24 protein-coding genes and 3 tRNA genes are annotated in these 24,293 nt (G+C 49.5%); 7 read left to right on the top strand and 20 right to left on the bottom strand.

Features of this window, described 5'->3' with window-relative positions; genetic code table 11:
* Nucleotides 1–123: 123 nt before the first annotated feature.
* The 5 genes from EPD17_RS11270 to EPD17_RS11250 all read left to right on the top strand — a co-directional run bounded on the left by EPD17_RS11270 (nucleotide 124) and on the right by EPD17_RS11250 (nucleotide 5,262).
* Nucleotides 124–915 carry a HipA family kinase gene (locus EPD17_RS11270; RefSeq protein WP_132054276.1) on the top strand — a complete coding sequence of 264 codons (792 nt, stop codon included), beginning with the start codon at nucleotides 124–126 and terminating at the stop codon, nucleotides 913–915.
* Nucleotides 893–1,276, top strand: a complete 384-nt coding sequence (locus tag EPD17_RS11265) for a DUF3037 domain-containing protein (protein ID WP_132054274.1) — start codon at nucleotides 893–895, stop codon at nucleotides 1,274–1,276. Before EPD17_RS11270 ends, EPD17_RS11265 begins: the two co-directional genes overlap by 23 nt.
* A gap of 294 nt (nucleotides 1,277–1,570) precedes the next feature.
* Complete coding sequence (locus tag EPD17_RS11260) at nucleotides 1,571–2,884, top strand: gluconate:H+ symporter (protein ID WP_114234214.1); 1,314 nt, start codon at nucleotides 1,571–1,573, stop codon at nucleotides 2,882–2,884.
* Nucleotides 2,885–2,915: 31 nt separating this feature from the next.
* On the top strand, nucleotides 2,916–3,866 hold the full coding sequence (locus tag EPD17_RS11255; RefSeq protein ID WP_132054272.1) for a nitrilase family protein: 951 nt from the start codon (nucleotides 2,916–2,918) through the stop codon (nucleotides 3,864–3,866).
* 133 nt (nucleotides 3,867–3,999) lie between these two features.
* Entirely contained in the window at nucleotides 4,000–5,262 is a 1,263-nt protein-coding gene (locus EPD17_RS11250; RefSeq protein ID WP_132054270.1) for an MFS transporter, read from the top strand.
* A gap of 20 nt (nucleotides 5,263–5,282) precedes the next feature.
* Here the strand turns inward: EPD17_RS11250 and EPD17_RS11245 are convergent, their stop codons facing one another.
* From EPD17_RS11245 to EPD17_RS11225, 5 genes are all read right to left on the bottom strand, one after another.
* A complete protein-coding gene (locus EPD17_RS11245) occupies nucleotides 5,283–5,744 on the bottom strand; it encodes a YkgJ family cysteine cluster protein (RefSeq protein ID WP_114234217.1) in 462 nt (153 codons plus the stop codon).
* Nucleotides 5,745–5,848: 104 nt separating this feature from the next.
* A complete protein-coding gene (locus EPD17_RS11240) occupies nucleotides 5,849–8,569 on the bottom strand; it encodes a valine--tRNA ligase (protein ID WP_132054268.1) in 2,721 nt (906 codons plus the stop codon).
* 218 nt (nucleotides 8,570–8,787) lie between these two features.
* On the bottom strand, nucleotides 8,788–9,207 hold the full coding sequence (locus EPD17_RS11235; RefSeq protein ID WP_132054266.1) for a response regulator: 420 nt from the start codon (nucleotides 9,205–9,207) through the stop codon (nucleotides 8,788–8,790).
* A 174-nt stretch (nucleotides 9,208–9,381) separates the two neighbouring features.
* Nucleotides 9,382–10,029, bottom strand: coding sequence for a response regulator (locus EPD17_RS11230; RefSeq protein ID WP_114234220.1), 648 nt, complete (start codon nucleotides 10,027–10,029; stop codon nucleotides 9,382–9,384).
* A 15-nt stretch (nucleotides 10,030–10,044) separates the two neighbouring features.
* The gene (locus tag EPD17_RS11225) at nucleotides 10,045–11,553 is read right to left on the bottom strand and encodes a PAS domain-containing sensor histidine kinase (protein ID WP_132054264.1); all 1,509 of its coding nucleotides are present in this window, start codon (nucleotides 11,551–11,553) and stop codon (nucleotides 10,045–10,047) included.
* Nucleotides 11,554–11,747: 194 nt separating this feature from the next.
* Between EPD17_RS11225 and EPD17_RS11220 the strand changes: the two genes are divergently transcribed.
* Nucleotides 11,748–12,479: an esterase family protein gene (locus EPD17_RS11220; protein ID WP_132054262.1), complete on the top strand. Its 732-nt coding sequence runs from the start codon at nucleotides 11,748–11,750 to the stop codon at nucleotides 12,477–12,479.
* A gap of 139 nt (nucleotides 12,480–12,618) precedes the next feature.
* On the opposite strand, the gene EPD17_RS11215 is transcribed toward EPD17_RS11220, so the two are convergent.
* The 11 genes from EPD17_RS11215 to hisH form a co-directional block, all read right to left on the bottom strand.
* Nucleotides 12,619–12,912, bottom strand: a complete 294-nt coding sequence (locus EPD17_RS11215) for an ATP-dependent Clp protease adaptor ClpS (RefSeq protein WP_132054260.1) — start codon at nucleotides 12,910–12,912, stop codon at nucleotides 12,619–12,621.
* Nucleotides 12,913–13,026: 114 nt separating this feature from the next.
* Complete coding sequence (locus tag EPD17_RS11210) at nucleotides 13,027–13,791, bottom strand: hypothetical protein (RefSeq protein ID WP_132054258.1); 765 nt, start codon at nucleotides 13,789–13,791, stop codon at nucleotides 13,027–13,029.
* Nucleotides 13,792–14,145: 354 nt separating this feature from the next.
* A tRNA-Val gene (locus EPD17_RS11205) sits at nucleotides 14,146–14,220 on the bottom strand.
* 47 nt (nucleotides 14,221–14,267) lie between these two features.
* Nucleotides 14,268–14,342, bottom strand: a tRNA-Val gene (locus tag EPD17_RS11200).
* A 98-nt stretch (nucleotides 14,343–14,440) separates the two neighbouring features.
* A complete protein-coding gene (gene mtaB, locus EPD17_RS11195; RefSeq protein ID WP_132054256.1) occupies nucleotides 14,441–15,715 on the bottom strand; it encodes a tRNA (N(6)-L-threonylcarbamoyladenosine(37)-C(2))-methylthiotransferase MtaB in 1,275 nt (424 codons plus the stop codon).
* 229 nt (nucleotides 15,716–15,944) lie between these two features.
* Nucleotides 15,945–17,024, bottom strand: a complete 1,080-nt coding sequence (locus EPD17_RS11190) for a TlpA disulfide reductase family protein (protein WP_132054254.1) — start codon at nucleotides 17,022–17,024, stop codon at nucleotides 15,945–15,947.
* A gap of 3 nt (nucleotides 17,025–17,027) precedes the next feature.
* A complete protein-coding gene (gene hisIE, locus EPD17_RS11185) occupies nucleotides 17,028–17,627 on the bottom strand; it encodes a bifunctional phosphoribosyl-AMP cyclohydrolase/phosphoribosyl-ATP diphosphatase HisIE (protein ID WP_132054252.1) in 600 nt (199 codons plus the stop codon).
* A gap of 81 nt (nucleotides 17,628–17,708) precedes the next feature.
* Nucleotides 17,709–18,497 carry an imidazole glycerol phosphate synthase subunit HisF gene (gene hisF, locus EPD17_RS11180; protein WP_132054250.1) on the bottom strand — a complete coding sequence of 263 codons (789 nt, stop codon included), beginning with the start codon at nucleotides 18,495–18,497 and terminating at the stop codon, nucleotides 17,709–17,711.
* A 59-nt stretch (nucleotides 18,498–18,556) separates the two neighbouring features.
* Entirely contained in the window at nucleotides 18,557–19,276 is a 720-nt protein-coding gene (gene hisA / locus EPD17_RS20235) for a 1-(5-phosphoribosyl)-5-[(5-phosphoribosylamino)methylideneamino]imidazole-4-carboxamide isomerase (protein ID WP_132054248.1), read from the bottom strand.
* Nucleotides 19,273–19,683, bottom strand: coding sequence for a GNAT family N-acetyltransferase (locus EPD17_RS20230; RefSeq protein ID WP_132054246.1), 411 nt, complete (start codon nucleotides 19,681–19,683; stop codon nucleotides 19,273–19,275). Before EPD17_RS20230 ends, hisA begins: the two co-directional genes overlap by 4 nt.
* Nucleotides 19,680–20,318, bottom strand: a complete 639-nt coding sequence (gene hisH, locus EPD17_RS11165) for an imidazole glycerol phosphate synthase subunit HisH (protein WP_132054244.1) — start codon at nucleotides 20,316–20,318, stop codon at nucleotides 19,680–19,682. The genes EPD17_RS20230 and hisH overlap by 4 nt, the downstream gene beginning before the upstream one ends.
* A 63-nt stretch (nucleotides 20,319–20,381) precedes the next feature.
* Here hisH and EPD17_RS11160 point away from each other — a divergent pair.
* Nucleotides 20,382–20,454, top strand: a tRNA-Gly gene (locus tag EPD17_RS11160).
* 56 nt (nucleotides 20,455–20,510) lie between these two features.
* Here the strand turns inward: EPD17_RS11160 and trpA are convergent.
* From trpA to trpC, 4 genes are all read right to left on the bottom strand, one after another.
* A complete protein-coding gene (gene trpA, locus EPD17_RS11155; protein ID WP_132054242.1) occupies nucleotides 20,511–21,281 on the bottom strand; it encodes a tryptophan synthase subunit alpha in 771 nt (256 codons plus the stop codon).
* Nucleotides 21,282–21,434: 153 nt separating this feature from the next.
* Nucleotides 21,435–22,652, bottom strand: a complete 1,218-nt coding sequence (gene trpB / locus EPD17_RS11150) for a tryptophan synthase subunit beta (RefSeq protein WP_132054240.1) — start codon at nucleotides 22,650–22,652, stop codon at nucleotides 21,435–21,437.
* 147 nt (nucleotides 22,653–22,799) lie between these two features.
* A complete protein-coding gene (locus tag EPD17_RS11145) occupies nucleotides 22,800–23,441 on the bottom strand; it encodes a phosphoribosylanthranilate isomerase (RefSeq protein WP_114234232.1) in 642 nt (213 codons plus the stop codon).
* Nucleotides 23,438–24,229 carry an indole-3-glycerol phosphate synthase TrpC gene (trpC, locus tag EPD17_RS11140; protein WP_132054238.1) on the bottom strand — a complete coding sequence of 264 codons (792 nt, stop codon included), beginning with the start codon at nucleotides 24,227–24,229 and terminating at the stop codon, nucleotides 23,438–23,440. Before trpC ends, EPD17_RS11145 begins: the two co-directional genes overlap by 4 nt.
* Nucleotides 24,230–24,293 lie beyond the last annotated feature (64 nt).

Here is a 24,293-nt window from a genome sequence, read left to right as displayed (position 1 = left end):
AAGGTAACCATTCTGAAAAAAACGGTTTTGTGCGCCACGCAATGCGTGCAAACACTTAGCTGCGGCCGGGCACTGTTTTTTACTTAATTTTCGCCGCTGCCCCACCCTTGCAGCTACACGTTTATGAATAACAACAAACATGAACTACGCACCGTACAGGTGCTGCGCTACATCACACCGCTGCGCGAAGGCGGATCGCTGCCGGCGATTGTGGAAGCTGACGATGGCTTTATGTATGCACTAAAATTCAGGGGTGCGGGACAAGGTGCCAAAGCCCTGATTGCCGAACTGATTGGCGGCGAAACGGCCCGCCTGTTGGGTTTGCGGGTGCCGGAGTTGGTGTTTGCCACCGTTGATGAAGCATTTGGCCGCACAGAGCCCGACGAAGAAATACAGGACCTGCTGCAGGCAAGCACCGGCCTTAACCTGGCGCTGCATTACCTTTCCAGCGCCATCACTTTTGATCCTGCAGTAACACAAATCGATCCGCTGCTGGCTTCGCAAATTGTGTGGATCGACTGCTTGCTCACCAATGTGGACCGCACGGTGCGCAATACCAATATGTTGATGTGGAATAAAGAATTGTGGCTGATCGATCATGGTGCAGCGTTGTATTTTCATCATAGCTGGGATGGCTGGCAGGAAGCGGCAACAAAGCCATTTGCACTGATCAAAGACCATGTGCTGCTGCCGCAGGCAACCATGTTGCAAGAAGTTGATGCAACGTTTCGCGGCATCCTCACCCCGCAAAAAATTGAAGACATTGTTGCATTGATACCATCCGAATGGATTACTCCCGAACAGGGCACACCCGCTGAAGTGCGGCAGGTGTACACACAGTTTTTGCAGGCACGGCTTGCGCATTTTTCCACTATTGTAAACCACGCCATCGATGCAAGAGCTGCACTTATTTGAATATGCCATCATTCGCGTGGTGCCCCGCGTGGAGCGTGAAGAATTTTTCAATGTGGGGGTTATTTTGTTTTGTAAAAAAAAGCGCTACCTGAAGTCGCGGCATTGTTTGAACGGGCAAAAACTGGAAGCAATGGCACCGGCGCTGGATGCTGCTGAAGTAGGCGCTTACCTGCAAGCCCTTCAAAATATTTGTGAAGGAAAAAAAGGCGGCAGCCTTATTGCCACGCTTGATGCACCTTCCCGCTTCCGTTGGCTTACTGCTACCCGCAGCACCGTGGTGCAAACTTCAAAAGTGCACCCGGGTTTTTGCAGTGACCTGGATGCGGCGTTGGATAAATTATTTCGGGAAATGGTGTTGTGATTAAACTTGTGTTTGCTGCTTCAACCTAATTGGCATTCGGCATTTATATTCTTCTAAAATGTCACCACGCAAATGAATTAAAATGGTGACATTTTATTTTACAAGCAAATACAGCTCGTCGCAAAAAATGTCATTCTGCTATTTAAAATAGCTGCACGTTTTGTGGCTTAAATATCAAAAGCATTTGCTTGCTTCAATCAAAAATCTACAACAAAGTGCAACCGAGATTTTGTTTTATATAAAAACCGGATAACATTTTTGTCAATCCATGCAACAATTCAGTAATTTCCTCCTATGACCTTGCTGATTGTCTTTGCCTGCCTCGTGCTACTCATCCTCATGATTAGCTGGGGAAAATTTAATCCTTTCCTTGCGCTTTTGCTTACCGCCATCTTCGCCGGCTTGTTGTTGGGCATTCCACCAAAGCAATTGCCTGCTTCCATTCAAAAAGGTTTTGGCGACACGCTGGGTTCCATTGTACTCATTATTGCGCTGGGTGCCATGCTGGGTAAACTGGTTGCTGAAAGCGGCGCTGCGCAAAAAATGGCCACGGTGCTTGCCGGGCTGTTCGGCACCAAAAACATGCAATGGGCCCTACTAATTACTGCATTTATTGTCGGCATCCCGCTGTTTTACGGCGTTGGTTTTGTCCTATTAGTGCCGCTGCTTTTTTCTATCACCTATCAATACCGGTTGCCCGTTGTGTATGTGGGTTTGCCCATGCTGGCGGCACTTTCGGTTACGCATGGTTTTTTGCCGCCGCATCCGTCGCCGGTCGCGTTGGCTGCACAGTTCGGCGCATCCATCGGCCTCACGTTGATCTATGGTTTCATCATTGCCATTCCCACCGTGCTCATTGCAGGGCCCCTGTTTGCCCGCACAGTGAAAGGGCTGCATGCACAGCCGCTTGAAACTTTCCGGCCCAACGAGTTGCCGCAGGACCAATTGCCCGGAACAGCCAATTCATTTTTTACCGCGCTGCTACCGGTAATATTGCTGGCGGCCACTGCCGGTCTGCCTTACTTAGATATTAAATCGGAAGGCGTAAAACAAGGCCTTTCGTTTTTAGCAGATGCATCGATTGTGCTGCTGATTGCGCTGATGCTGGCCACGATAACCTTGGGTACCGCACAAGGCAAAAGCATCAAGCAGATCATGCATTATTACGGCGAAGCCCTAAAAGATATTACACTCATCTTATTGATTATTGGCAGCGCCGGGGCGTTGAAACAGGTGCTTACCGATAGTGGCGTAAGCAACGAAATTGCAGCCGGAATGCAGTACTTTAATTTGCCGCCGTTGGTATTAGGCTGGCTTTCCGCCGCCATCATCCGCATTGCCGTAGGATCGGCCACGGTGGCGGGTCTAACTGCCGCTGGCATCATTGCCCCTATTATGACACAGGGAACAGTAAACCCGGAGTTGATGGTGCTTTCTATTGGTGCGGGCAGCCTTGTTTGTTCGCATGTAAACGACTCTGGATTTTGGCTGTACAAGGAATATTTTAATCTAAGTATGAAGGACACTTTCCGTTCGTGGACGCTGATGGAAACCATTGTTGCCTTTGTGGGTTTGGGCGGCGTGCTCATCCTCGATCGTTTTATTTAAAGCAGCTTTTTAGCTGTTTATAAAAAAAGTCATGCAACCGTTAAAAATTGCCACCGCACAATTCGAGCACCGTAATGGTGATAAAGAATATAATCTCTCCGTGATCGACAAGATCGCTGCCCGTGCCGCGGCGGTCGGTGCACAGGTGGTATGCTTTCATGAATGCTCGGTCACGGGTTATGCTTTTGCACGGCATTTAACGAAAGAGGCGTTGCTTGCTATTGCCGAACCCATACCGGGCGGCATCAGCGTGCAACAGCTGATTGCGATTGCAAAAGCCCACAACATCGTAGTGCTGGCCGGCTTGTTTGAACGGGATGATGCGGGTAAAATTTATAAAGGCTATGTATGTGTTTCCGGCGACGGATTGGTCGCAAAATACCGCAAGCTGCATCCGTTTATACATCCCGCAATTACGCCGGGTGATGCCTATTGTGTGTTTAATTTGTTGGGCTGGAAATGCGGCATGCTCATTTGCTACGACAATAACATCATCGAGAATGTAAGGGCTACATCGTTGCTGGGAGCTGATATTATTTTCATGCCGCATGTAACCATGTGTACGCCATCGGCCCGGCCCGGTGCAGGTTTTGTTGATCCAAAACTTTGGGCCAACCGCGAAGCCGACCCCACTTCGCTGCGCTATGAGTTTGACGGACCCAAAGGGCGCCAGTGGCTGATGAAATGGCTGCCTTCCCGCGCTGCCGATAATGGTATTTACGCAGTATTTTCCAATGCCATCGGCATGGACGACGACCAGTTAAAAAACGGCTGTTCTATGATCCTTGATCCCTTTGGCGATGTGCTGGCAGAGTGCCGCAACCTTGGCGATGACCTGGTGGTAGCTACATGCACTCCGGAAAAAATTGCGCAGGCCGGTGGCACCCGTTACAAAAAAGCAAGGCGGCCCGAACTGTATTGCGATATCATTGGGGCGGCCCACACACCAGAGCAAAAAGTTGCGTGGCTGGATAGTAAGTGAGCCTGTTAATTTAAATAACCAATAGCTGCAACCAAGTATTGCTTTAAATAAAAGCATTGGCGATAACGATCAAAAATTAAATCTTGCAACCATATTTATTCGCACTTTTGCGCCATCCTAATTGCACCCGATAATGCAGCAACAGCAGCGGAAAAGCTTTTTTACCACCAAAGCTTCTTTGCAACCACTCCAGCACCGTGAGTACCGGTTTTACGTCTTGTCGCGTTTCTTTTATATCATGGCTTTGCGCATGGTGGCCACTGTTGTTGCCTACCAGCTTTTTCAAATTACGGGTAGCTCCTTTTCCATCGGCCTCGCCGGTCTATCGGAGTTCATCCCGGTGTTTGCATTGGCGCTGTATGCCGGTCATGTTATTGACCGGTCCGACAAACGGACGTTGTTGTTGAAAGGCATATTGAGCTACGCATTGTGCGCCGCAGCCCTGGTGGTGCTTACGCTGCCGCAGGTACAGGATGAATTGTCCAAGCAAACATTAACCCGCTTGTTTTATGGTGTTATCTTTTGCACCGGCATCATCCGTGCATTTGCCGGGCCAACTTCTAATGCAATTTTAGCGCAGCTCATTCCCCGCGAAATACTGCATTACGCTGCCAATTTTAGTTCCACCACCTGGCTGGTTGCTTCCATTTTGGGTCATGCTTCCGCTGGCTTCTTCATTGCCTGGTTTGGCATCAATGTCACGTTCATCATCATCTTGCTGTATGTGTTGTTTGCAGGTTTTGCCGTGTCGCGTATTAGTCGCAAACCCATTGCACACAATAATGTGCAGGCCAAAATATGGGAAAGTGTTCGCGAAGGACTGCGTTTTGTATTTAGCCATAAAGTAATGCTGGGCGCCATTTCCCTTGACTTGTTTGCCGTACTCTTCGGTGGCGCAGTGGCCCTGATACCTGAAGTGGCGGAACGGATATTAAAGGTCGGCCCGATTGGTTTTGGCTGGTTGAATGCCGCCATCGATATCGGCTCCGCCACCATGATCACGCTATTTACCCTTTATCCCATGCGGCGCAAACAAGGCCAGCGCCTGCTTGTGGCCGTTGCAGGCTTTGGCATCTGCATCATCGTGTTTGGCCTTTCCGATATTTACTGGGTATCGTTTGCCGCGCTGCTGGTGGCCGGCATGATGGATGGAATTTCGGTGTTGACCCGCAGCACTATTTTACAACTCACCACTCCCGATGAAATGCGTGGCCGTGTCAGTTCGGTCAACTCAATGTTCATCAACAGCAGTAACGAGTTGGGGCAGTTTGAAAGTGGTTTTACCGCAAGGATGATGGGTACCGTTCCGTCCATTATTTTCGGCGGCAGCATGACGCTGCTGGTGGTGCTGATTACCTGGTGGCGGGCACCGGAATTGCGGAAGTTTGAATATTAAATTTCTTCACCCCACTTTGCTTATTTCAACTGTTTCAAAAGGCCATCCAGTACATAAAATGTAATGGGGCAGAATGTGGCGTTCTTCAATGTTAGCGGCTGCCGTTTGATGATGACATCTTCATTGGTGTAGGGAAACCGGGCACAATCGGATGGGCGAACCTCGTAAATGCTGCAGGCGTTATCGGAACCCAAAAACGGGCAAGGCGATTTTTTAACCACAAAATCACCGTCTTCATCCACCCGCAAATAAGTTTCAATAAATGCGCTTTCCCGCATGCCCAGGTGTTTGCTGATGCGCTTGACATCGGGTGTTTTGAAACGCGGCGAATAGTTTTTGCAACAGGCCGCACATTGCAGGCAGTCGATGCGTTCAAAAGCTTCTTCATGCAAACGCGGCAAATACTGCAACACTTTGTTTTTCGGTGCCCGTTGCAGCATTTGCTTGAATGCTTTTTGCTCTTCTTTTCCGGCGGTAGTCATAGTGAGATGATGGATGATGGATGATAGATGGTAGTAGGAAACAATGTGAAACGAAGACTGCTGCTTATCACACCATCATCCACCATCTATCATCCATCATCAAGTTACAAAGTGGCCAGGCTTTCCTCAATCGCCTTGATCTTCTGCATGGCGTCGTCGCGTTTTTTGCGTTCGGCGTCTACTACTTCCGGCTTTGCGTTTTGCACAAAACGTTCGTTCGAAAGCTTTTTCTCCACCGATTGCAAAAAGCCTTTTTGATACTCGAGGTCTTTCAGCAATTGGTCTTTTTGTGCTGTTGTATCAACTTCCACTTCGGCTTGTAGGTACATCTTATCGCGGCCCGCCACTACTGCAATGGTATTGGCAACTGCATCTTGCGTAAACGACAGCGAGCCGGCAGCCACTTGTTTCAGCAGTAATGCACTGATGTTGGTAAACATCAATTCATTGGCGGTTTGCACATGCAATTGGATGGCGTCTTTTGGCTTTAATCCATTTTTTACCCGTGCATCCCTGATGGCGGTGATCCAAGTTTTCAACAGTTCGCCCTGTGCCAATACATCGGCACTTTCGGCACCGGAAATTTCCGTTTTACCCAGCGCACCAAACTGGCTGATGGTAAGGTCATCGCCTTCGTCACGCTGGCGCAACTGGTGGTAAATTTCTTCGGTAATGAAGGGCATGAACGGATGCAGCAACTGCATCAGTTGTTCGAAAAACGAAAGGGTGCTTTCGTACAAATGCGCATCAATTGGCTGACCAAAAGGCGGCTTGGCCCACTCGAGGTACCAACTGCAGAAATCATCCCAAATCAGCGAGTAAATGGTTTTCAGTGCTTCGCTTAAGCGAAACTCGGAATACAATTTTTCCACTTCGGCCTGTACGGTTGCTAGGCGTGCCGCAAACCAGCGTGCGGGGAACATTGTTTGCTCTAATGTAGTAGCATCGGTGCTGCTTTGGGCAACGCCATTAGCCTCCCAAAGTTTCACCAGCTTTAATGCATTCCACAACTTGTTATTGAAATTGCGGCCCTGATCGCAGCTGCTTTCATCAAACAGCAAATCGTTGCCGGCGGGTGCTGCAATCAATATTCCAAAACGCACTGCATCGGCACCAAAGCGTTCGATAAGTTCCAGTAGGTCGGGCGAATTACCCAACTGCTTGCTCATTTTCCGGCCCTGCTTATCGCGAACCATGCCCGTGAAATACACATGCTCAAAAGGCCGCTCCGACTTGTATTCCATACCAGCCATGATCATGCGGGCCACCCAGAAAAAGATGATGTCCTGCCCTGTAACCAGCACCGATGTGGGATAGTAATAATTGAAATCCTTGTTGTCAGGCTCCGTAATGCCATTGAATACTTCCATCGGCCACAGCCACGACGAGAACCAGGTGTCGAGCACATCTTCGTCTTGGGTAAGGTCGTCAATGGTGAATTGGGAATGGTCAATGCCATTTGTAGACCATTGCTGGCCGAATAATTCAAACGCCTCTTCGCGGGTGGCGGCCACAACAAAGCGTCCGTCCTTATCGTACCACGCTGGTATGCGTTGGCCCCACCAAAGTTGGCGGCTGATGCACCAATCTTTTACGTTTTCTAGCCAATAGCGGTAGGTAGCCATGAAGCGTTCTTCGGGATGAATTTTCACATCGCCATTCACCACGGCTTCCAGCGCATCGCCGGCCAGGTCTTTCATTTTTACAAACCACTGCGTGGAAATGCGTGGCTCTACTACCGCATTGGTGCGTTGCGAAAAGCCAAGCCTGGTGCTGTAAGTTTCCTCTTTTTCCAAAAAGCCCAATTCACGCAATTGCGCCACCACTTTTTCCCTTGCTTCAAAGCGGTCCATGCCCACAAACACTTCGGCGGCTTCGCTGAGTGTGCCGTCGGGGTTGAGTGTATCGATGGTGGTCAGGTGGTGTTTCAGCCCAAGGTTGTAGTCGTTGATATCATGTGCCGGCGTTACTTTCAATGCGCCAGTACCAAACGCAGGATCAACATATTCATCAAAGATTATTGGGACTTCGCGATTTACCAGCGGCACCATTATTTTTCTACCACGCAGGTGTGCAAACCGTTCGTCGGTTGGGTTGACGCAAACTGCGGTGTCGCCCATGATGGTTTCAGGACGTTGTGTAGCAATGATAATATAGTCGGAAGTCGGAAGTCCGGAGTCCGAAGTAATTTCCGGGTTCCCAACTACCTTGTATTTTACATAGTACAGCTTGCCTTCAATGTCTTTGTATTCTACCTCTTCATCACTGAGTGCTGTTTGTGCCGCAGGGTCCCAGTTGATCATGCGGGCACCGCGGTAAATCAGGCCTTTTGCATACAGGTCAGTAAATATTTTGATGACTGCTTTGTAGTAATGATCATCCATGGTAAATGTTACCCGGTCCCAATCTACGCTGCAGCCCAACTTTTGTATTTGGTGGTAAATGATGCCGCCATATTTTTCCTTCCATTCAAACGCATAGCCCAAAAACTCCTCCCTGCTAAGGTCGGCTTTTTTGATGCCCCGCTCCTTTTCCAGCATTTGCACCACTTTCGCTTCGGTGGCAATGGAGGCATGGTCGGAACCCGGCACCCAGCAGGCATTGTAGCCACTCATGCGGGCTTTGCGCACCAGCACATCCTGAACCGTTTCATTGAGGGTATGGCCCAGGTGCAGCACACCGGTTACGTTCGGTGGCGGAATGACCACGGTAAAAGGCTTGCGGTCGTCGGGGGTGCTGTTGAAATAACGGCGGTTCAGCCAGTGCTGGTACCATTTTTCCTCTACCTGTCCGGGCTCAAAGTTTTTGCTCAGTGTTGTGCTCATGGTAAAAAATAGGAGTGCAAAAATAAAGAATGAGCCGGTGATGGGAGCATTTACGATTTCGGATGTTGGATTTTAGATTTCGGAGGATGGATTCCGTTTTTGTAAAACAGCACTATTGTCAAATTGCGTTATAAAAAAATGGCTGCTCGTTTTAAGCAGCCACCCTAAATATTATATCACTCAATTCCGAAATCCGAAATCTAAAATCGTCAATCGCCTCAGCTTCCCATTTTCTCCCGCACTTCTGTACAGATGTACACATTGCCCTGACTTACTTCCACAATGGCATGGACCATTTCGGTGAGGGATGAATTTTTGGTAACAAAACCGCGGGCACCCATTTGCAGCATATGCCGTGCATAACCGGGCTGATCGTTTACCGATACCCCGATGATGTTGATGTCGGGGTATTTGCGGGTAATTTCCATCGTGGCTTCAAAGCCGTTTACCGGCTCCATGTTAATGTCCATCAGCATGATGTCGGGCTGCAGGGCGCCGGCACTTTCGATGGCCTCCGCTCCGGATGCGCATTCGGCCACAACCTCCAGCTTGGGATCGCGGCTCAGGAGGAAACGCCAGGTTTCCCTAATCATTTTATGGTCATCAACAATGATGACCCTTAGTTTTTTCTCATGCATAGTAGTAATGGGTTAGCCATTAACCTTCCTTGGACTTATTATCCCTTAAGACGGTTTGGTTTTGGTAATAAACGTGCCGAAATTTCACCAGCACTGATCTTTTGCAAAATAAATTTCCGGCTTCTGGTCCCACACTTCAAAAACGAGCTGCGCAAAACGCGATGACAGCAACGTTTATTCTTCTATATCAAGCTGGCTGTTGTTGATAAAGTTTACCAACGCAGCAGCATTTTTAAGGTTCAGTTTTTTCAAAATATTGTAGCGGTGCACCTCCACGGTTTTTACCGAAATGTTCAGCGCATCAGCAATTTCCTTTGAAGAAAATCCTTTCTTGATGTAAGCAATGATCTCGATTTCGCGTTGCGATAAGGAGTTGAGGCCGGCTTGCGGATCATCGCCGGCGATTACCTGCTCTGAAAGAATGTTCTTTATCTCATCGCAAATGTATTTTTTGCCGCCCTGAATTTCCATGATGGCCTTAAACATTTCTTCCCGCGACGAGTTTTTGGTTACATAACCCATAGCGCCTTTCTGCATCATTTTGCGGGCATAAGTGGGCTGTGTGTGCAGCGATACGCCCAGCACTTTAGTCCCCGGCGAAAACTTACGGATCTGCTGCGTGGCTTCAATGCCGTTGATGCCGGGCAGGTTGATGTCCATGATCACGATCTGCGGACGTAATTTTTTGGCAAGCTCCACTGCTTCTTCGCCGCTGCCGCTTTCCGCCACTACGGTAAACCGCGGATCTGTATTTAATATAAAGCTCCACGTTTCTCTCACCAACGTATGATCATCTGCTATCAGAATACTGATCTTATCCATGTTATTCGGATTTGTTTATATTAAAAAACTGATTGAAAGCCGCACGCCTTTTTGCGCCGCCGATTCAATTTGAAAATTACCGTCGACTAAATATACTCGGTTTTTGATATCATTCAACCCGGCGCCGTAAACCAGTTCTTTACTGGCCACACCAACGCCATCGTCCTGTATCACAACCTTAAAGATATTACCCTCCTGGCCTATGTATACCGTGGCTACGGTAGCCTGCGCATGACGCACCACGTTGTTCAACGCCTCCTGCACAATGCGGAACACCATCAACTTTTTGGCCCGTTCCAGCGCCGTATCCGGGTCACCGTCGATGGTTAACCGAACTTCGAGTTGCCGTGATTTCTGAATATCGGCAACCAGGTTGTTGATCGAATCAACCAGGCCTAAGTCGCCGATACTTGGGTCGGCCAAAGAACGGGATAAAAAACGAATCTCGTTGATGACGTGCATTACATTGGCACTTGCTTTTTGTAGTAGGTCATCCCTGAGTTCGGCATTGCTTTGCGCCAGGTCGAGGTACAGCTTTGTAGTGGTCAAAATCTGGTTCACGTTATCGTGCAGTTCCTTTCCTATTTCGGCCCGCTCTTTTTCCTGCGAGTCGATGGTTGCCTGCCCGATTATTTTTTGCCGCTCCAGTTCTTTTTTTAACAGCGCCTGTTCCAGCCGCTTTTGTTCCGATATATCCTGCAGCACACCAATGCAACGCGTGGCTACGCCCTGCTCGTTGCGAATGATAAAGCAGCGTTCCTGCACATCACGCCAGCCGCCGTCCTGGTGTCGGAATCGATAATCGTGGCTCCAGATTTCCTGCGTTGGATCGGCAATGGCTTCTTTTAAAGTCTGGTCTGTTTCATCCACATCGTCGGGGTGCACCAGCGCATGCCACCGGTTAAAAGTCACTTCTTCGGGTTGCCACCCAAACAGCATGGTAAGGCCGGTGGTCCAAAGCAATTCGTTGGTAATCGGGTTCCATTCGTAAATGGCGTCTTTGCTGGCTTTAGCGGCCAGCTCAAAACGTTCGTTGCTTTTCCGCAGCGCTGTTTCTATTTGTCGTTTCCCCGTAATATCGTTCATGATGGCCATGCGGTAATGCCGGCCGTCCAGTTCAATATTGCTGGCCCACACTTCCACATCCAGCACGGCACCATCTTTCCGGAGGTGTTGCCAGTTGCGCACCGTCATGGTGTTGCCTTTGCGGCTTTGCGCAATCTGTGCCCGCACGGTATCATGTTCTTGTTCTGTGTGGAAATCGGTAACGAGGCGGCCCAGAAATTCCGTTTCGGTATAACCGTAATGCTGCGGAGCCTTCGGATTTACCTGAATGATGCGCAGCGTTTCGGGGTCGTAGATGAATGCCGGCAGCGGCAGTCCTGCGAAAAAAGCCAACACGGGATTATCTGCACCGCCGTCCTGTGCCGGCACAACCAGCCCCTGCCCCAAGTTGGCGGGTGGGCCAGCATGCGAATGACTTTGTTGTAGTGGATCGATATGCACAGGGATATTGGACGACAAATTTCAAACCGATTGGTGGTTGGCGGGGCCAAATGCCCGCAATAAGGGGTAAAATTAAAGCAATTCGTCATGTTTAAAAGCGCTAAAACGCATTGCTTTAGGGCAGTAAGGGTATTCACTGCTTTTTGCTAGGTAAACCCATTACTCACTGCTGCTGTCTGCAGAAAATGAAACGGAATAATTACCTTTTGGCCATGCATGCACACATCACTTCGTGGTATAGTCCTAACCTGCAACAGGAAATGCCCATTGCCATGTACGGGCATTATGGTTTTTCGTTACTGCTGTTGCCCACGGCCGCAGCCGATTTTTTGGAATATGAACGCTTTGGGCTGATGGACGCCATTGCGCCTGCAGTGGATGCGGGGAAAGTAAAAGTTTTTTCCATCAACAGCATCAATAACCAAAGCTGGATGAATTACGAGATGGATCCGCACCACAAAGCAATACGTCACCAGCAGTTTAACCAGTATGTATTTGACGAAGTGGTGCCGCACCTGAAACGCCAAACCAGCAATGACACACCGATCATTGTTTGCGGCGCATCGTTTGGCGCACTGCATAGCATGAACCTATTTTTGAAGCGACCCGACCTGATCGACGGCATCATTGGCCTCAGTGGTGTGTATGACCTTACTGAATACAGCCGTGGATTTTTCAGCGATGATGTTTATTTCAACAGCCCGCAACATTACCTGCCCAACTTGACCGACCACGGCATTCTGGAGCAGATCCGGCGGTCGCAACACATTCATCTTTTTTCCGGCAGCGGGCCATATGAAGCGCCTGATGCAGCACGCCGCTTTGCGCACCTGTTATACAGCAAAGGCATCAATTATGAACTGGATATTTGGGGAGCCGAGTGGCCACACGACTGGAATACCTGGCGGGCCGTGCTACCGCATTATTTGGGTACAAGGTGGTGAGTGGAGTCGATATTTTACAGTTGACAGTTTGTAGTTGATAATAGTATAAAATCCACCTAGGTTTTTATACAAATAAAAAAAGCTGCTTCACGCAGCCAAATACCAACTATAAACTCCCAACTACAGACTCAGAACAAGCTTATGCCGGTTGTTCCACCGTTGCGCCAATGCCTCTTTCAGTGATGGCATCGCACATAGGTTTCAGGGTTTCGTAGTCGCCTTCTTTTACAGCGTACTTGCCGCGGAAGTGAATGATGTATGCACATTGCTCGGCCTGCTCGTAGGAGTGGCTGCACACTTCCACAAGGGTTTCAATCACCCACTCAAAGGTGTTTACCTCGTCGTTCCAAACAACCAGTTGAAAAGGCTTTTCGGCTTCTGCCAGCAGCGTCTCCGACGGTGAGGGGTTACTATATTCCTTTACGGCGCCCATAACGGGGCAAAGTTAGGAAGATAAGTTTTATCCGAAACACAGCTGTAAGCACAAAAAAACAACCACAACAGCGGTAACGCCATTGTGGTTGCAAGCAAATTTTACTGTAAAATATTATGGACAATTGTACGCTCCACGCATCACAGGCTGCCCGGCTACTGTTATTGCAGTAGTGTTGTTATTGCCATCAATGGTGTAACTAACGGGAACGGTCAGGCCATTTTGCTCGATCGTTTTTACATAGTTGTCGCTGATTGCATAAATAACCGAGAGGCCCATGTGGTCGCTCAAAAATCCATCGTACAAAAGTGCCTGCTGTCCCCATTTATTGTTGTTGGAGCGGGTATCATAGGTAAACCTGTAACTAAAGCTGCGGTTGATATTGTCCCACGATTCGTCGCCAGCAATAGCCGTGATGTTGTTGATGGTATAGGTGTAATTGTATTTGGCTTTCAGTTCGTCTTTTTCGTTGAAGAAAGAAAGTGCCGTAAGCTTATTGCTATTGTAAGTAAACCCGGTGGTTTGAATGGCAAAACCCAACGGATCGACACGCTTTATTTCATTGATAATTCCGCCGGGATTGTACAACACTGTGTCTGATGCAAACATTTCGCCGGAGCCGGCATAAAAATACTTTCGGCCAACTACCCTACCGGCATCATATTGCAAAGTGTAATCGTATTTGTCGCTGGTAACTTTTATCAACTGCCCGGCACCGTTATATTGGTAGTTGAACGAATCGGATGCGGCTCCTTCTTCCACAATCACGTTGTAGCGCAACTGGCAGGCCTTGGCGCCATGTTCGGGCTGGTCTTCTTTGGCGCAGGAATAAATGAGGGCAAAAGATAAAAGGGTGGCAAGCAGCGTAGACGTTTTCATGTTTCGCAGGTTATTAAATGTTGAGCTTAAAAAATCAGGCCATCCGGCGCCTTTTCGCACTTTATGACAGGCATTTACAATAAAAGTTAAAGAGTGGCCTACAAAATGAAATTGGATGAATGCTACTGTTTTGGTTTGTTCAGGAGGAAAGAGGAACAGGGCACCGGCAATACAAACAAACACTATAACTGCACCTGAAGCACCTAATATGTAAACTGATGTTTACCAGTAATTAAATGTCAACTTAAAATAACAAATGCGAGGATATATCTGCCACCAAAAAAGGTTTCGCTTAACCACAGCCGTGAAAGGTATATGGGCACAAAAAAGCCACGGAAAAACCGTGGCCATTTGTGGGAGCACACGGATTCGAACCGCGGACCCTCTGCTTGTAAGGCAGATGCTCTGAACCAGCTGAGCTATGCTCCCTTAACCTAAAAAAAAACTACACATGGGCATGTGCAGAAAAAAAATTGTGGGAGCACACGGATTCGAACCGCGGACCCTCTGCTTGTAAGGCAGATGCTCTGAACCAGCTGAGCTATGCTCCCAATTTTAAAGAACTTCTGTTTTCCCGCAACGTTGTTGGTGCGTTTTGGGAGTGCAAATATAGGGGAGAGCAGTTTACATTTCCAAAAAAGAAACAGGATTAAATTTTCCAATCCACAATTTTATTTACCCACTCCTCGCGGAACGGTGTAGTGATGCGGATATAGTTATCGGTATACCCTTCCATCATGCCGCCTTTTTCATGTCCTTCAAACAACACAGGCCGTGTTTGTCCTGCATGTTGTGCAGTAAAATGCTGCATCTTCATGTAGCTTAAATTACGCAGCGTTTTATTGCGTTCATGCCGTACCGAAATGGGCACCACTGGTTTTATTTCCAAAGCCCTTGTGCCATCCCGTTCGGAGTAAGTAAACACATGGAAATAAGAAACATCGAGGCTGTGTAGAAAATCGAAGGTTTCCCTGAAATGCACATCCGACTCGCCGGGAAAGCCAACGATCACATCCACACCAATGGCGCAATGCGGCATCAGTGATTTGATCATTGCTACCCGCTCGGCATACAACTCGCGGCGATAGCGGCGGCGCATGGCACCCAAAACATCGTTGGAACCGCTTTGCAGCGGCACATGAAGATGCGGCATAAACTTGCCCGATTGCCCCACAAAACGAATGATGTCTTCGGTAAGCAAATTGGGTTCAATGGAAGATATGCGGTAGCGGCGGATGCCCTCCACTCCCTCCAACGCCTGGATCAGTTCGTAAAAATTTTCTTCGGTCTTTTTAGCACCATCGGGGCCTTTGCCAAAGTCGCCAAGATTAACACCGGTGAGTACAATTTCCTGCACACCGGTAGCGGCCAGTTCTTCGGCATTGCGCACCACATTCACAATAGAATCGCTACGGCTTTTGCCCCGCGCCATGGGTATGGTGCAAAACGAACAGGTATAATCGCAACCATCCTGCACTTTCAGAAAAGTGCGGGTCCGGTCGTTGATGGAATAAGATGCATGGAAACCGGATACATCTTCAATATCGCAGCTGCTGATGCGGGCCGAATCGCCTTTGGCCAGCTCGCGTAAATGCGTAGCGAGGTTGAACTTTTCAGCTGCGCCTAAAACCAAGTCCACGCCGGGAATTTCGGCAATCTCTTTTGGTTTCAATTGGGCATAGCAGCCCGTGATCACCACCAGGCTTTCCGGGGCACGGCGCTGAATTCGGCGCACCAGCTGGCGGCACTCTTTATCTGCATTATCGGTAACGGAGCAAGTGTTGATCACATACACATCCGACAGGTCGTCCCACTCCCTTTTCACAAATCCCTCGGCTTCCAGGCTGCGCGACAGCATGGATGTTTCCGAGAAGTTGAGCTTGCAGCCCAGGGTGTGAAACGCTACACTACGCTGTTTTTCCATGAGGCTGCAAAGATACCGGCATTGCGGAAAAGCGGCGTGATGGGGCAAAGAATTCTGGCCGGATGGACCTAATGGCCCGTTAAAAACGTGTGGCGCACAGCCGAACAGGATTGCCAACCGCACAAGTGTGCGACGCAACAGGCGACGAACAGTGGTGCTATAGCCCGCTACAAAAAAAGATTCCATCTCTTGAAGAGATGGAATCTTTAAAAATATCTGCGAGTAAAATTTATTTCAGCAGTTCAGCCAGCTTGGCTTCAAGGGCTGCGCCACGAAGGTTTTTGGCAACAATCTTTCCGGTTGGGTCCACCAGGAAATTTTGCGGAATGCCCTGAACGCGGTACAGGGCGGCGGCCTCGTTGTTCCAAAACTTCAGGTCGCTCACCTGCGGCCAGGTAAGCCCGTCTTTCTCAATGGCTTTTACCCAGGCATCTTTTTCCTTATCCAGTGATACGCCGAGGATGGTAAAATTTTTGGGGCTGTACTTTTGATAAGCTGCTACCACGTTGGGGTTTTCGAGGCGGCAGGGTTTGCACCAGGAAGCCCAAAAATCGATGAGCACATATTTCCCGCGTAGCGACGAAAGTGCAATGGGCTGGCCATTCACGCTTGCTTGTGTAAAATCAGGGGCTTCGGTACCTACGGCGCCTACTTTATTGAACTCGATGTATTGCGCCAGGCTCTGGCCAATTTGCGATTGGCGCACCGGCTCGGCCAGCTGCTGAAAGCGCTGCTCCATCACCATCGGGTCTTCCAAAATTTGCGAAGAAATGAACAGGAGGAACGGCGACACATACGATGCCGGGCGGGCTTGTACAAACTTGCCCACTTCATCATCTACCACATTTTTCAGGGAGTCGAAACGCTTTTGTAGGCGCATCTGGCCGGCTTCGCTTTCGGTTTTTTCGGCCTGGGCCATGGTAGCCTGGAGCTCACCAACCAGTGGGTTAAAGCGGTCGCGGAAAATAACAAAATCGTTGTGTGTAGCGGAGCCTTCCACCTTCATGTTCTTCAGGTCGCCGGCTTTGCCCGCCACGTTGATGGCGCTGTTCTCGAGGTAAATATGCTGTGGCTGATCTTTACCCACGGTTAGCCAGTACAGGCCCGGCTCGGGCAGCTTGCCGGTGAGGGTAAATGTGCCGCCTTTTGCGGTACCCTTGGTGAGCACTACCGCTTCTTCGTTGGTGCTGGTGAGTTTTACCTCGGCGCCTTCGGCCAAGCCGGAGATTTTACCCTTAAGCACAAAAGCAACGTCCTGGGCAAACAAAACGGATGGCAGCAACAGCAGGGAAAAAAGAATTTTTTTCATAGATCATTTAGGTTGATGCCGTTGTTTTAAAACGGCTATGACGTCCTGGAGCGAACAGTCTTTAGCCTGCAATAATATTAAATAATGAAACAGCAGGTCGGCCGCTTCGCCCAAAAATAGGTCCCTATTAACATCTTTCGCTTCGATCACTACTTCCACTGCCTCCTCACCTACTTTCTGGGCAATTTTGTTGATGCCTTTGCCAAAAAGCTTGTGCACATAAGAGGTTTGGTCGTTGCTGCTACGGCGCAGCCGGATGATGTCTTCGAGGTAATACAAAAAATCGTCCTTATGGTTGCGTTCGCTCCAACAGGTATCGGCGCCGGTGTGGCACACGGGCCCGGTGGGTTCGGCCTTGATGAGCAGCGTATCATTGTCGCAATCAACCAGCATCTGGCGCAATTGCAGGTGGTTGCCGCTTTCTTCGCCTTTGGTCCAAAGCCGGCCTTTGCTGCGGCTGAAGAAAGTAACGAGGCCGGTTTGCTCGGTTGTTTGCAAAGCCTCTTCGTTCATAAAACCAAGCATCAGCACTTTGGCCGTGTTGTAATCCTGAACCACCGCAGGCACCAGGCCATCGGCATATTTTTTAAAATCAATTTTCATGGAAATTATTTTGAACCACAAAGGCACGAAGACATAAAGGTACACGAAGGTTTTGGTGTCGATGCGGTCGTAATAGCAAATCTATATGCGTACTGGGATGCCCGCTTCTTTTAAATGTTGTTTCAGGTCGGGGATGGCAATTTCCTTAAAATGAAAAATAGACGCTGCCAGCGCTGCATCAGCATGGGCGTTTTGGAAGACATCTACAAAATGCTCTTTGTTGCCGCCGCCACCCGATGCAATGACCGGGATGGGCAACGCATCAGACAATTGTTGCGTAATGTCCAACGCAAAGCCGGCTTTGGTACCGTCATGGTTCATGGAGGTAAGCAGGATTTCGCCAGCACCTAGTTCCACTGCCTTTTTGGCCCAATCAAAACATAATGCATCGGTCTTTGTGCGGCCGCCATTCAGGTAAACATACCATTGACCGTCTTCTTCCGGCCGTGTATCTATAGCCAACACCACGCATTGGCTGCCGGCTGCTTTTGCAATGCCGGAAATAAGCTCCGGGTTTTGAAATGCTGCTGTATTGATCGACACTTTATCAGCACCGGAACCGAGCAACACACTGACATCTTCCACGCTGCGGATGCCGCCACCAACGGTAAACGGAATATTGATGCGGTGGGCAATACGCTTTACCAGTTCGGCCAGGGTTTTGCGCTTTTCTATAGTAGCGGTGATGTCTAAAAACACCAGTTCATCAGCGCCTTCAACGGCGTAGCGTGCAGCCAGTTCCACGGGGTCGCCGGCATCACGCAGCTCCACGAAGTTGGTGCCTTTTACCGTTCTGCCGTCCTTGATATCCAAACACGGGATGATGCGCTTGGCCAGGTTGCTGATTGATTGTGGGTTGCCGGTTGGCATGTTTTGAGAAATTATTAATTAATAATTATTGGCGTAGCATCTTTTGCAGGTTGCTGCTTTTAGTTGCTGATCTTCTGCAGTTCTTGCAGGGAAATGCGGCCTTCGTAAATGGCTTTGCCGATGATGACGCCGCTGCAGCCGATATCCGCAAGCTGGTGCACATCATCAATGTTGCTGACACCACCGCTGGCAATGAAATGGAGTTGCGGAAATTCGGCGATGATGTTTTTATAAAGCTGCGTGGACGGACCTTGCAGCGCACCGTCCTTAGCTACATCGGTACAAAAGATCTGTTGCACGCCATGGTCTAGGTATTTGCGGATAAAATCATAGATCCATACATCGGTTGTTTCAAGCCAGCCATGCACGGCGATCTTTTCATCTTTTACATCGGCGCCCAGTAAAAATTTATCAGCACCAAACCGCTGCAGCCAGGAAACAAACAAGGTTTCATCTTTTACCGCAATTGAACCAACCGTGACCAGCGCAGCACCGGAGTCCAGGATGATCTGCACATCTTTTTCCGCTTTCACGCCACCACCAAAGTCGATGATCATGCCCGTTTTTGCGGCCAGTGTTTCCAGCACTTTCCAGTTGCGCACCTGCCCTGCTTTTGCGCCGTCGAGGTCCACCAGGTGCAGGCGGGTAAGGCCGGCATCTTCAAACTGCTTGGCCACTTCAAGTGGGTGCTCATTGTACACGGTTTTTTGATTGTAGTCACCCTGGGTAAGGCGCACACATTTGCCATCAATGATATCTATAGCCGGTATGATCGTCATAATTCAATTTGCATTTTTATAAACTCGTGCCCGTTTTCCAACCACCCTTCGCCGAACGGCTGCATCCCAAATTTCTGGTAAAAAGGCAATGCGGTTGCACGGGCATTACACCAAATGCGTTGCACGCCATCCTTTTTTGCGGCAGAAAATACATGTTGCAGCAGCTTTGTGCCATAACCTTTTCCCTGCAAATGCGCCACGGTGGCAAACTTGCGGAATTGCAACACATCGCCGCGGTAAAAAAGGGAAACAACGGAACAAAGTACGTTGTCATCATACAAACCAAGGTGTTTGCCCGCTTCGTCGTCCGGTAGCTTCATCGCTTCCAGCGTCATTTCGGGGTACATCACCGTCTGGCGCATATGCCAAACCGTTAGCAGTGGCACTTCTTTGATCTCGATGCTCACAGCGCTAAAAAGTTTTTGAGGATCTGGTCGCCGGTTGCGGCACTTTTCTCGGTGTGGAATTGCACGCCGTAGAAGTTGTCCTTCTGTACCGCCGCGGCATAGGTCAGCCCGTAGTTACATCGGGCAATGGTATAGTCGCTGTCCTCGGCATAAAAGCTATGTACGTTGTAAATAAAACTACCGGAAGTAATATCCTGAAACAGCGGTGAGCTTAAATCCTGGATGGTGTTCCAACCCACCTGCGGCACTTTCAAAACTGGACTTCCGGCACCGCTAGCAACATGTATAAAACCTTCGTCGTGGCTGTTGAGTGCTGCCGGGAAACGGCGCACTGCTACGGGCACAATGCCCAAACATTCGGTGTCACCTTCTTCGGAATGGGCGCACAGCAACTGCATGCCCACGCAAATACCGAGCACCGGCTGCTTTAATGATTTAATTACACTATCGAGCCCACCTTCACGCAGGCTATCCATAGCACTGCCGGCTTCGCCTACGCCGGGAAAAATAACTTTGTCGGCGCTGCGCAGCTCGTCGGCGTTGGCGGTTACTTTAGCGTCCGCACCCAGCCGCTCCAGCGCATATAACACCGACTGTATGTTGCCCGCATTGTATTGAACAATTGCAATGTTCATCATCAGAATTTTAAAACCGGACAAATTGTTTTATTTTCAAATCATCCTTCATTTTTTTAAGCCGCGGAAGTAGCTCACCTGGTAGAGCGACAGCTTCCCAAGCTGTAGGTAGCGGGTTCGAGTCCCGTCTTCCGCTCTTCAATACGCTATTTTTCGACTTAAACATTCCATCTCTTGAACAGATGGAATGTTTCATTGGAGCACTCCCGATAAAAACTCTTTTGTTGCCGAAGCCACATCACTTTTTCCATCCAGCGCTTTGATATAAGCACTGCCAATAATGGCGCCGTTGGCAAATGCACAGGCCGCATCAAAGCTTTGTTTGTCTTTAATGCCAAAGCCAATCAGCACCGGGTTTTGCAGTCCCATCGATTGCAGCTTTTGAAAATAGGCATTGCTGTCTTCCAACTTTTTGTCGCTGCCCGTGGTGGATGATGAAGACACTGCATATAAGAATCCGGTGCTCATTGCATCCAGCTTTTTAATGCGCTCTTCTGAGGTTTCCGGTGTAACGAGGAAAATAAAATCCAGCCCATGCTTTTTAATAGTGGCTCCGTACATGTGTTCAAATTCAAACATCGGCAGATCGGGCAAGATGAGGCCATCCACACCTACGGTTGCCGCATCGGCGCAAAAACGTTCAAAGCCATATTGCAGCACCTGGTTGAAATAACCCATCAGCACAACCGGCACATTGATCGTTTGCCGGAAATCTTTAAGTTGTTCAAATAGTCCGGCTACCGTCATGCCGTTGGCAATGGCTTTGTTGCCACTTGCCTGGATCACCGGTCCATCGGCCAGGGGATCGCTGTAGGGAATGCCCAGTTCAATAAGATCGGCGCCATGCTGCTGCAGTGCCTGCATTACGGGCACCGTGCTTTCCAGCGTTGGATAACCCGCTGTGCAGTACACATTTAATACACCTTTCGGTTTGCGGGCAAAAAGTTGTTGAATCCTACTCATTTCTGTTTCGTTTCCGGCCGCGGCCGGATCTATTGTTGGCGGTATTTACCGCATGTTTATTGTCGTTGAAAAGCCTGCTGCGCAATGCTCGGGACGTACAAGTGAGTCACACAACAGCAGCCCAATAGTGGCACTGCAGCCGGCTCAAAAATATTATCCCGAAACCTCGCTGCCTTCTACACCCATTGCCTTCATGTAAGTGGCCAGGTCTTTATCGCCACGACCCGAAAGGCAGATGATCACGTTGTCGGAGGCACCAAATTTTAAATCGTTCAGCGCCGCCAATGCATGCGATGATTCGAGTGCCGGAATGATGCCTTCGAGCTGGGCCAACTGGAAAGCGGCCTTCAATGCATCATCGTCGGTGGCGCTTAAAAACTCGCCGCGGCCGCTATCAAACAAGTGTGCATGCATGGGCCCAATTCCCGGATAATCCAACCCGGCCGAAATGGAATGCGGCTCTACCACCTGTCCGTCGTCGGTTTGCATTACCAGGCTGCGGCTGCCATGCAACACGCCGTCTTTGCCCAGTGCCGTGGTGGCCGCGCTGAGGCCGCTGGTTACGCCATGACCCGCAGCTTCCACCGCCACAATGCGCACCGAAGGCTCGTCGAGAAAATGATAAAAAGCGCCAGCCGCGTTGGAGCCGCCACCCACACAAGCCACAACTGCAGTAGGGAGTTCGGAACCCGTTTTTTCTTTCAACTGCCAGCGCATTTCTTCCGAAATAATGCTTTGAAAACGCGCCACCATATCGGGGTAAGGATGTGGCCCCACCACCGAACCAATGATGTAATGCGTGTCGTGCGGGTTGTTGATCCAGGCGCGGATAGCCTCGTTGGTGGCGTCTTTCAGCGTTTTGGAACCGCTGGTTGCCGGCACTACGGTAGCGCCTAGCATCTTCATGCGGGCCACGTTTGGTGCCTGCCGCTCAATGTCTTTTTCGCCCATGTACACCACGCATTCCACGCCTTTCAATGCACAAACCGTTGCCGTTGCCACACCATGCTGGCCGGCGCCGGTTTCGGCAATGATGCGCTTTTTGCCCAGCCGCTCGGCCAGCAAAATTTGACCAACGGTGTTGTTTACTTTATGCGCACCGGTATGGCACAGGTCTTCGCGTTTGAGGTAAATATTGGTGCCGAAATGCGCACTGAGCCGGCTTGCCAAATACAACGGCGTTGGGCGGCCCACATAATCGCGCAGCAGCGCTGCATACTCCTTCCGGAACTGCGCATCCTGCATGATCTCGAGGTAACGGGCCTGCAGTTCTTCCACGTTGCGGTGCAACATTTCCGGGATGTAGGCGCCGCCAAATTTGCCGTAATAACCCTGCTCGGTCGGTTGTTTGTATGATGTTGTTGTCGGCATTTGTATTGCTATTGGGCACCGGTTGCGTCGCACACTTGTACGGCACCAATGCTGTTCAACTTATTTTATTGTTTGAACCACTAAGACACGAAGGAACAAAGTGGGACAAAGGATTTTATTTTTTTCAACGAAGCAATTGGCTTGTTTTTATTTTGCTTCACCATTCAGGTTGGCAGCAAACTGGCGCACCAGGTCCAAGTCTTTGATGCCGGGGCTTATTTCAAATTTGCTGTTGATGTCCACGGCAAACAGGTCTTTTGCAACCGATGTTTGGGCAAATGTTTTTAACTGATCTTCATCGCCGCTTTCAATACCGCCACTCAGGAAAAAAGGCTTTTCTATTTGTTGACCTTTCAGCACTGTCCAGTCAAACTTTTTACCCGTGCCGCCATACCCCGCTCCCATCGTATCGAACAAAAAATGATCGCACACTTCCATATAAGGCCGCACCATCCATTCCACGCTGTCGCCATCACTGAGCCGGAAGGCTTTTACCACTGAAATATAATCGGCGATCTTGGAGCAGTACTGCGGCGATTCATCGCCGTGCAACTGCACCATATGCAGCCGGCATTCATCTACCAGGTGCAGCACTTCATCAATCGGCGTGTTTACAAAAACACCCACCTTGTTGATGTTGTTCACCTTGCGGATTTGCGAGGCCGTCATTTCGCGGAAAACATAGCGGGGGCTCTTGGGGTAAAATATAAAGCCGGCAAAGGAAACCCCGATGTCTGCCAATGCATCCACCTGTTCCCTTTGTATCATGCCGCATACCTTTATTCTCATACGTCGGTGTCGTTTAATTCGGAAACAAACTTCATAAAGGCAAGCGCCGGGTCGGGGCTTTTCATAAAATTTTCACCGATCAAAAAACCGTGGTAGCCGGCCTGCCGCAGGTAGCGGATGTCGGCAACCTGGTGAATGCCGCTTTCTGAGATCTTTATTTTATCGCCCGGAATTAGTCGGCTTAAATGTACGGATGTTTCCAAGGAAACTTCAAAGGTCTTGAGGTTGCGGTTGTTTACACCAACTATGTCCACCCGGTCATTAAATTGGTCCATTTCTGCTTCAGCATGCACTTCCAGGATCACTTCCAGGCCCAAGCTGTGCGCCGTCATGGTAAACTCTTTCACCTCTTCCGGTGTAAGGATGGCCGCAATCAGCAGCACCACATCGGCGCCCATGGCTTTTGCTTCGTAGATCTGGTATTCATCTACAATAAACTCCTTGCGCAGGATGGGAATTTCGTTGATCCGTGCCTGCACCAGGTCTTCGGTGGTGCCGCCAAACGAAGGATAATCGGTGAGCACCGACAGCCCCGAAGCGCCATTGTTGGCATAGGCAGTAGTAACATCCACCACATCGGCCGTTCCGTTGATCACGCCTTTAGAAGGCGACTGCCGTTTGAATTCGGCAATGATGCCGGTGCGGCTTGCATCCAGTATGAATCGTTTCAGGGAAAGTGCCGGCCGCAAAAACAGGCGCTGTCGCTCCAACAATTCCATCGGCATTTCCGCCTTGCGCTGCGCCACTTCAATTTTCTTATAGCCTACTATTTCGTCGAGGATGTTCATGGTTGTGTGGAGGTTCGTGAGACGTGAAACGTGAATCGTGAATGATCAATGGTTTTCATTTGCG

Origin of the sequence: Pseudocnuella soli, assembly GCF_004347775.1 — a bacterium.
GTDB lineage: Bacteria > Bacteroidota > Bacteroidia > Chitinophagales > Chitinophagaceae > Flavisolibacter > Flavisolibacter aquaticus.
The sequence above is the reverse complement of the archived record's forward strand: the minus strand, read 5'-3'. Positions and strand labels throughout refer to the sequence as shown.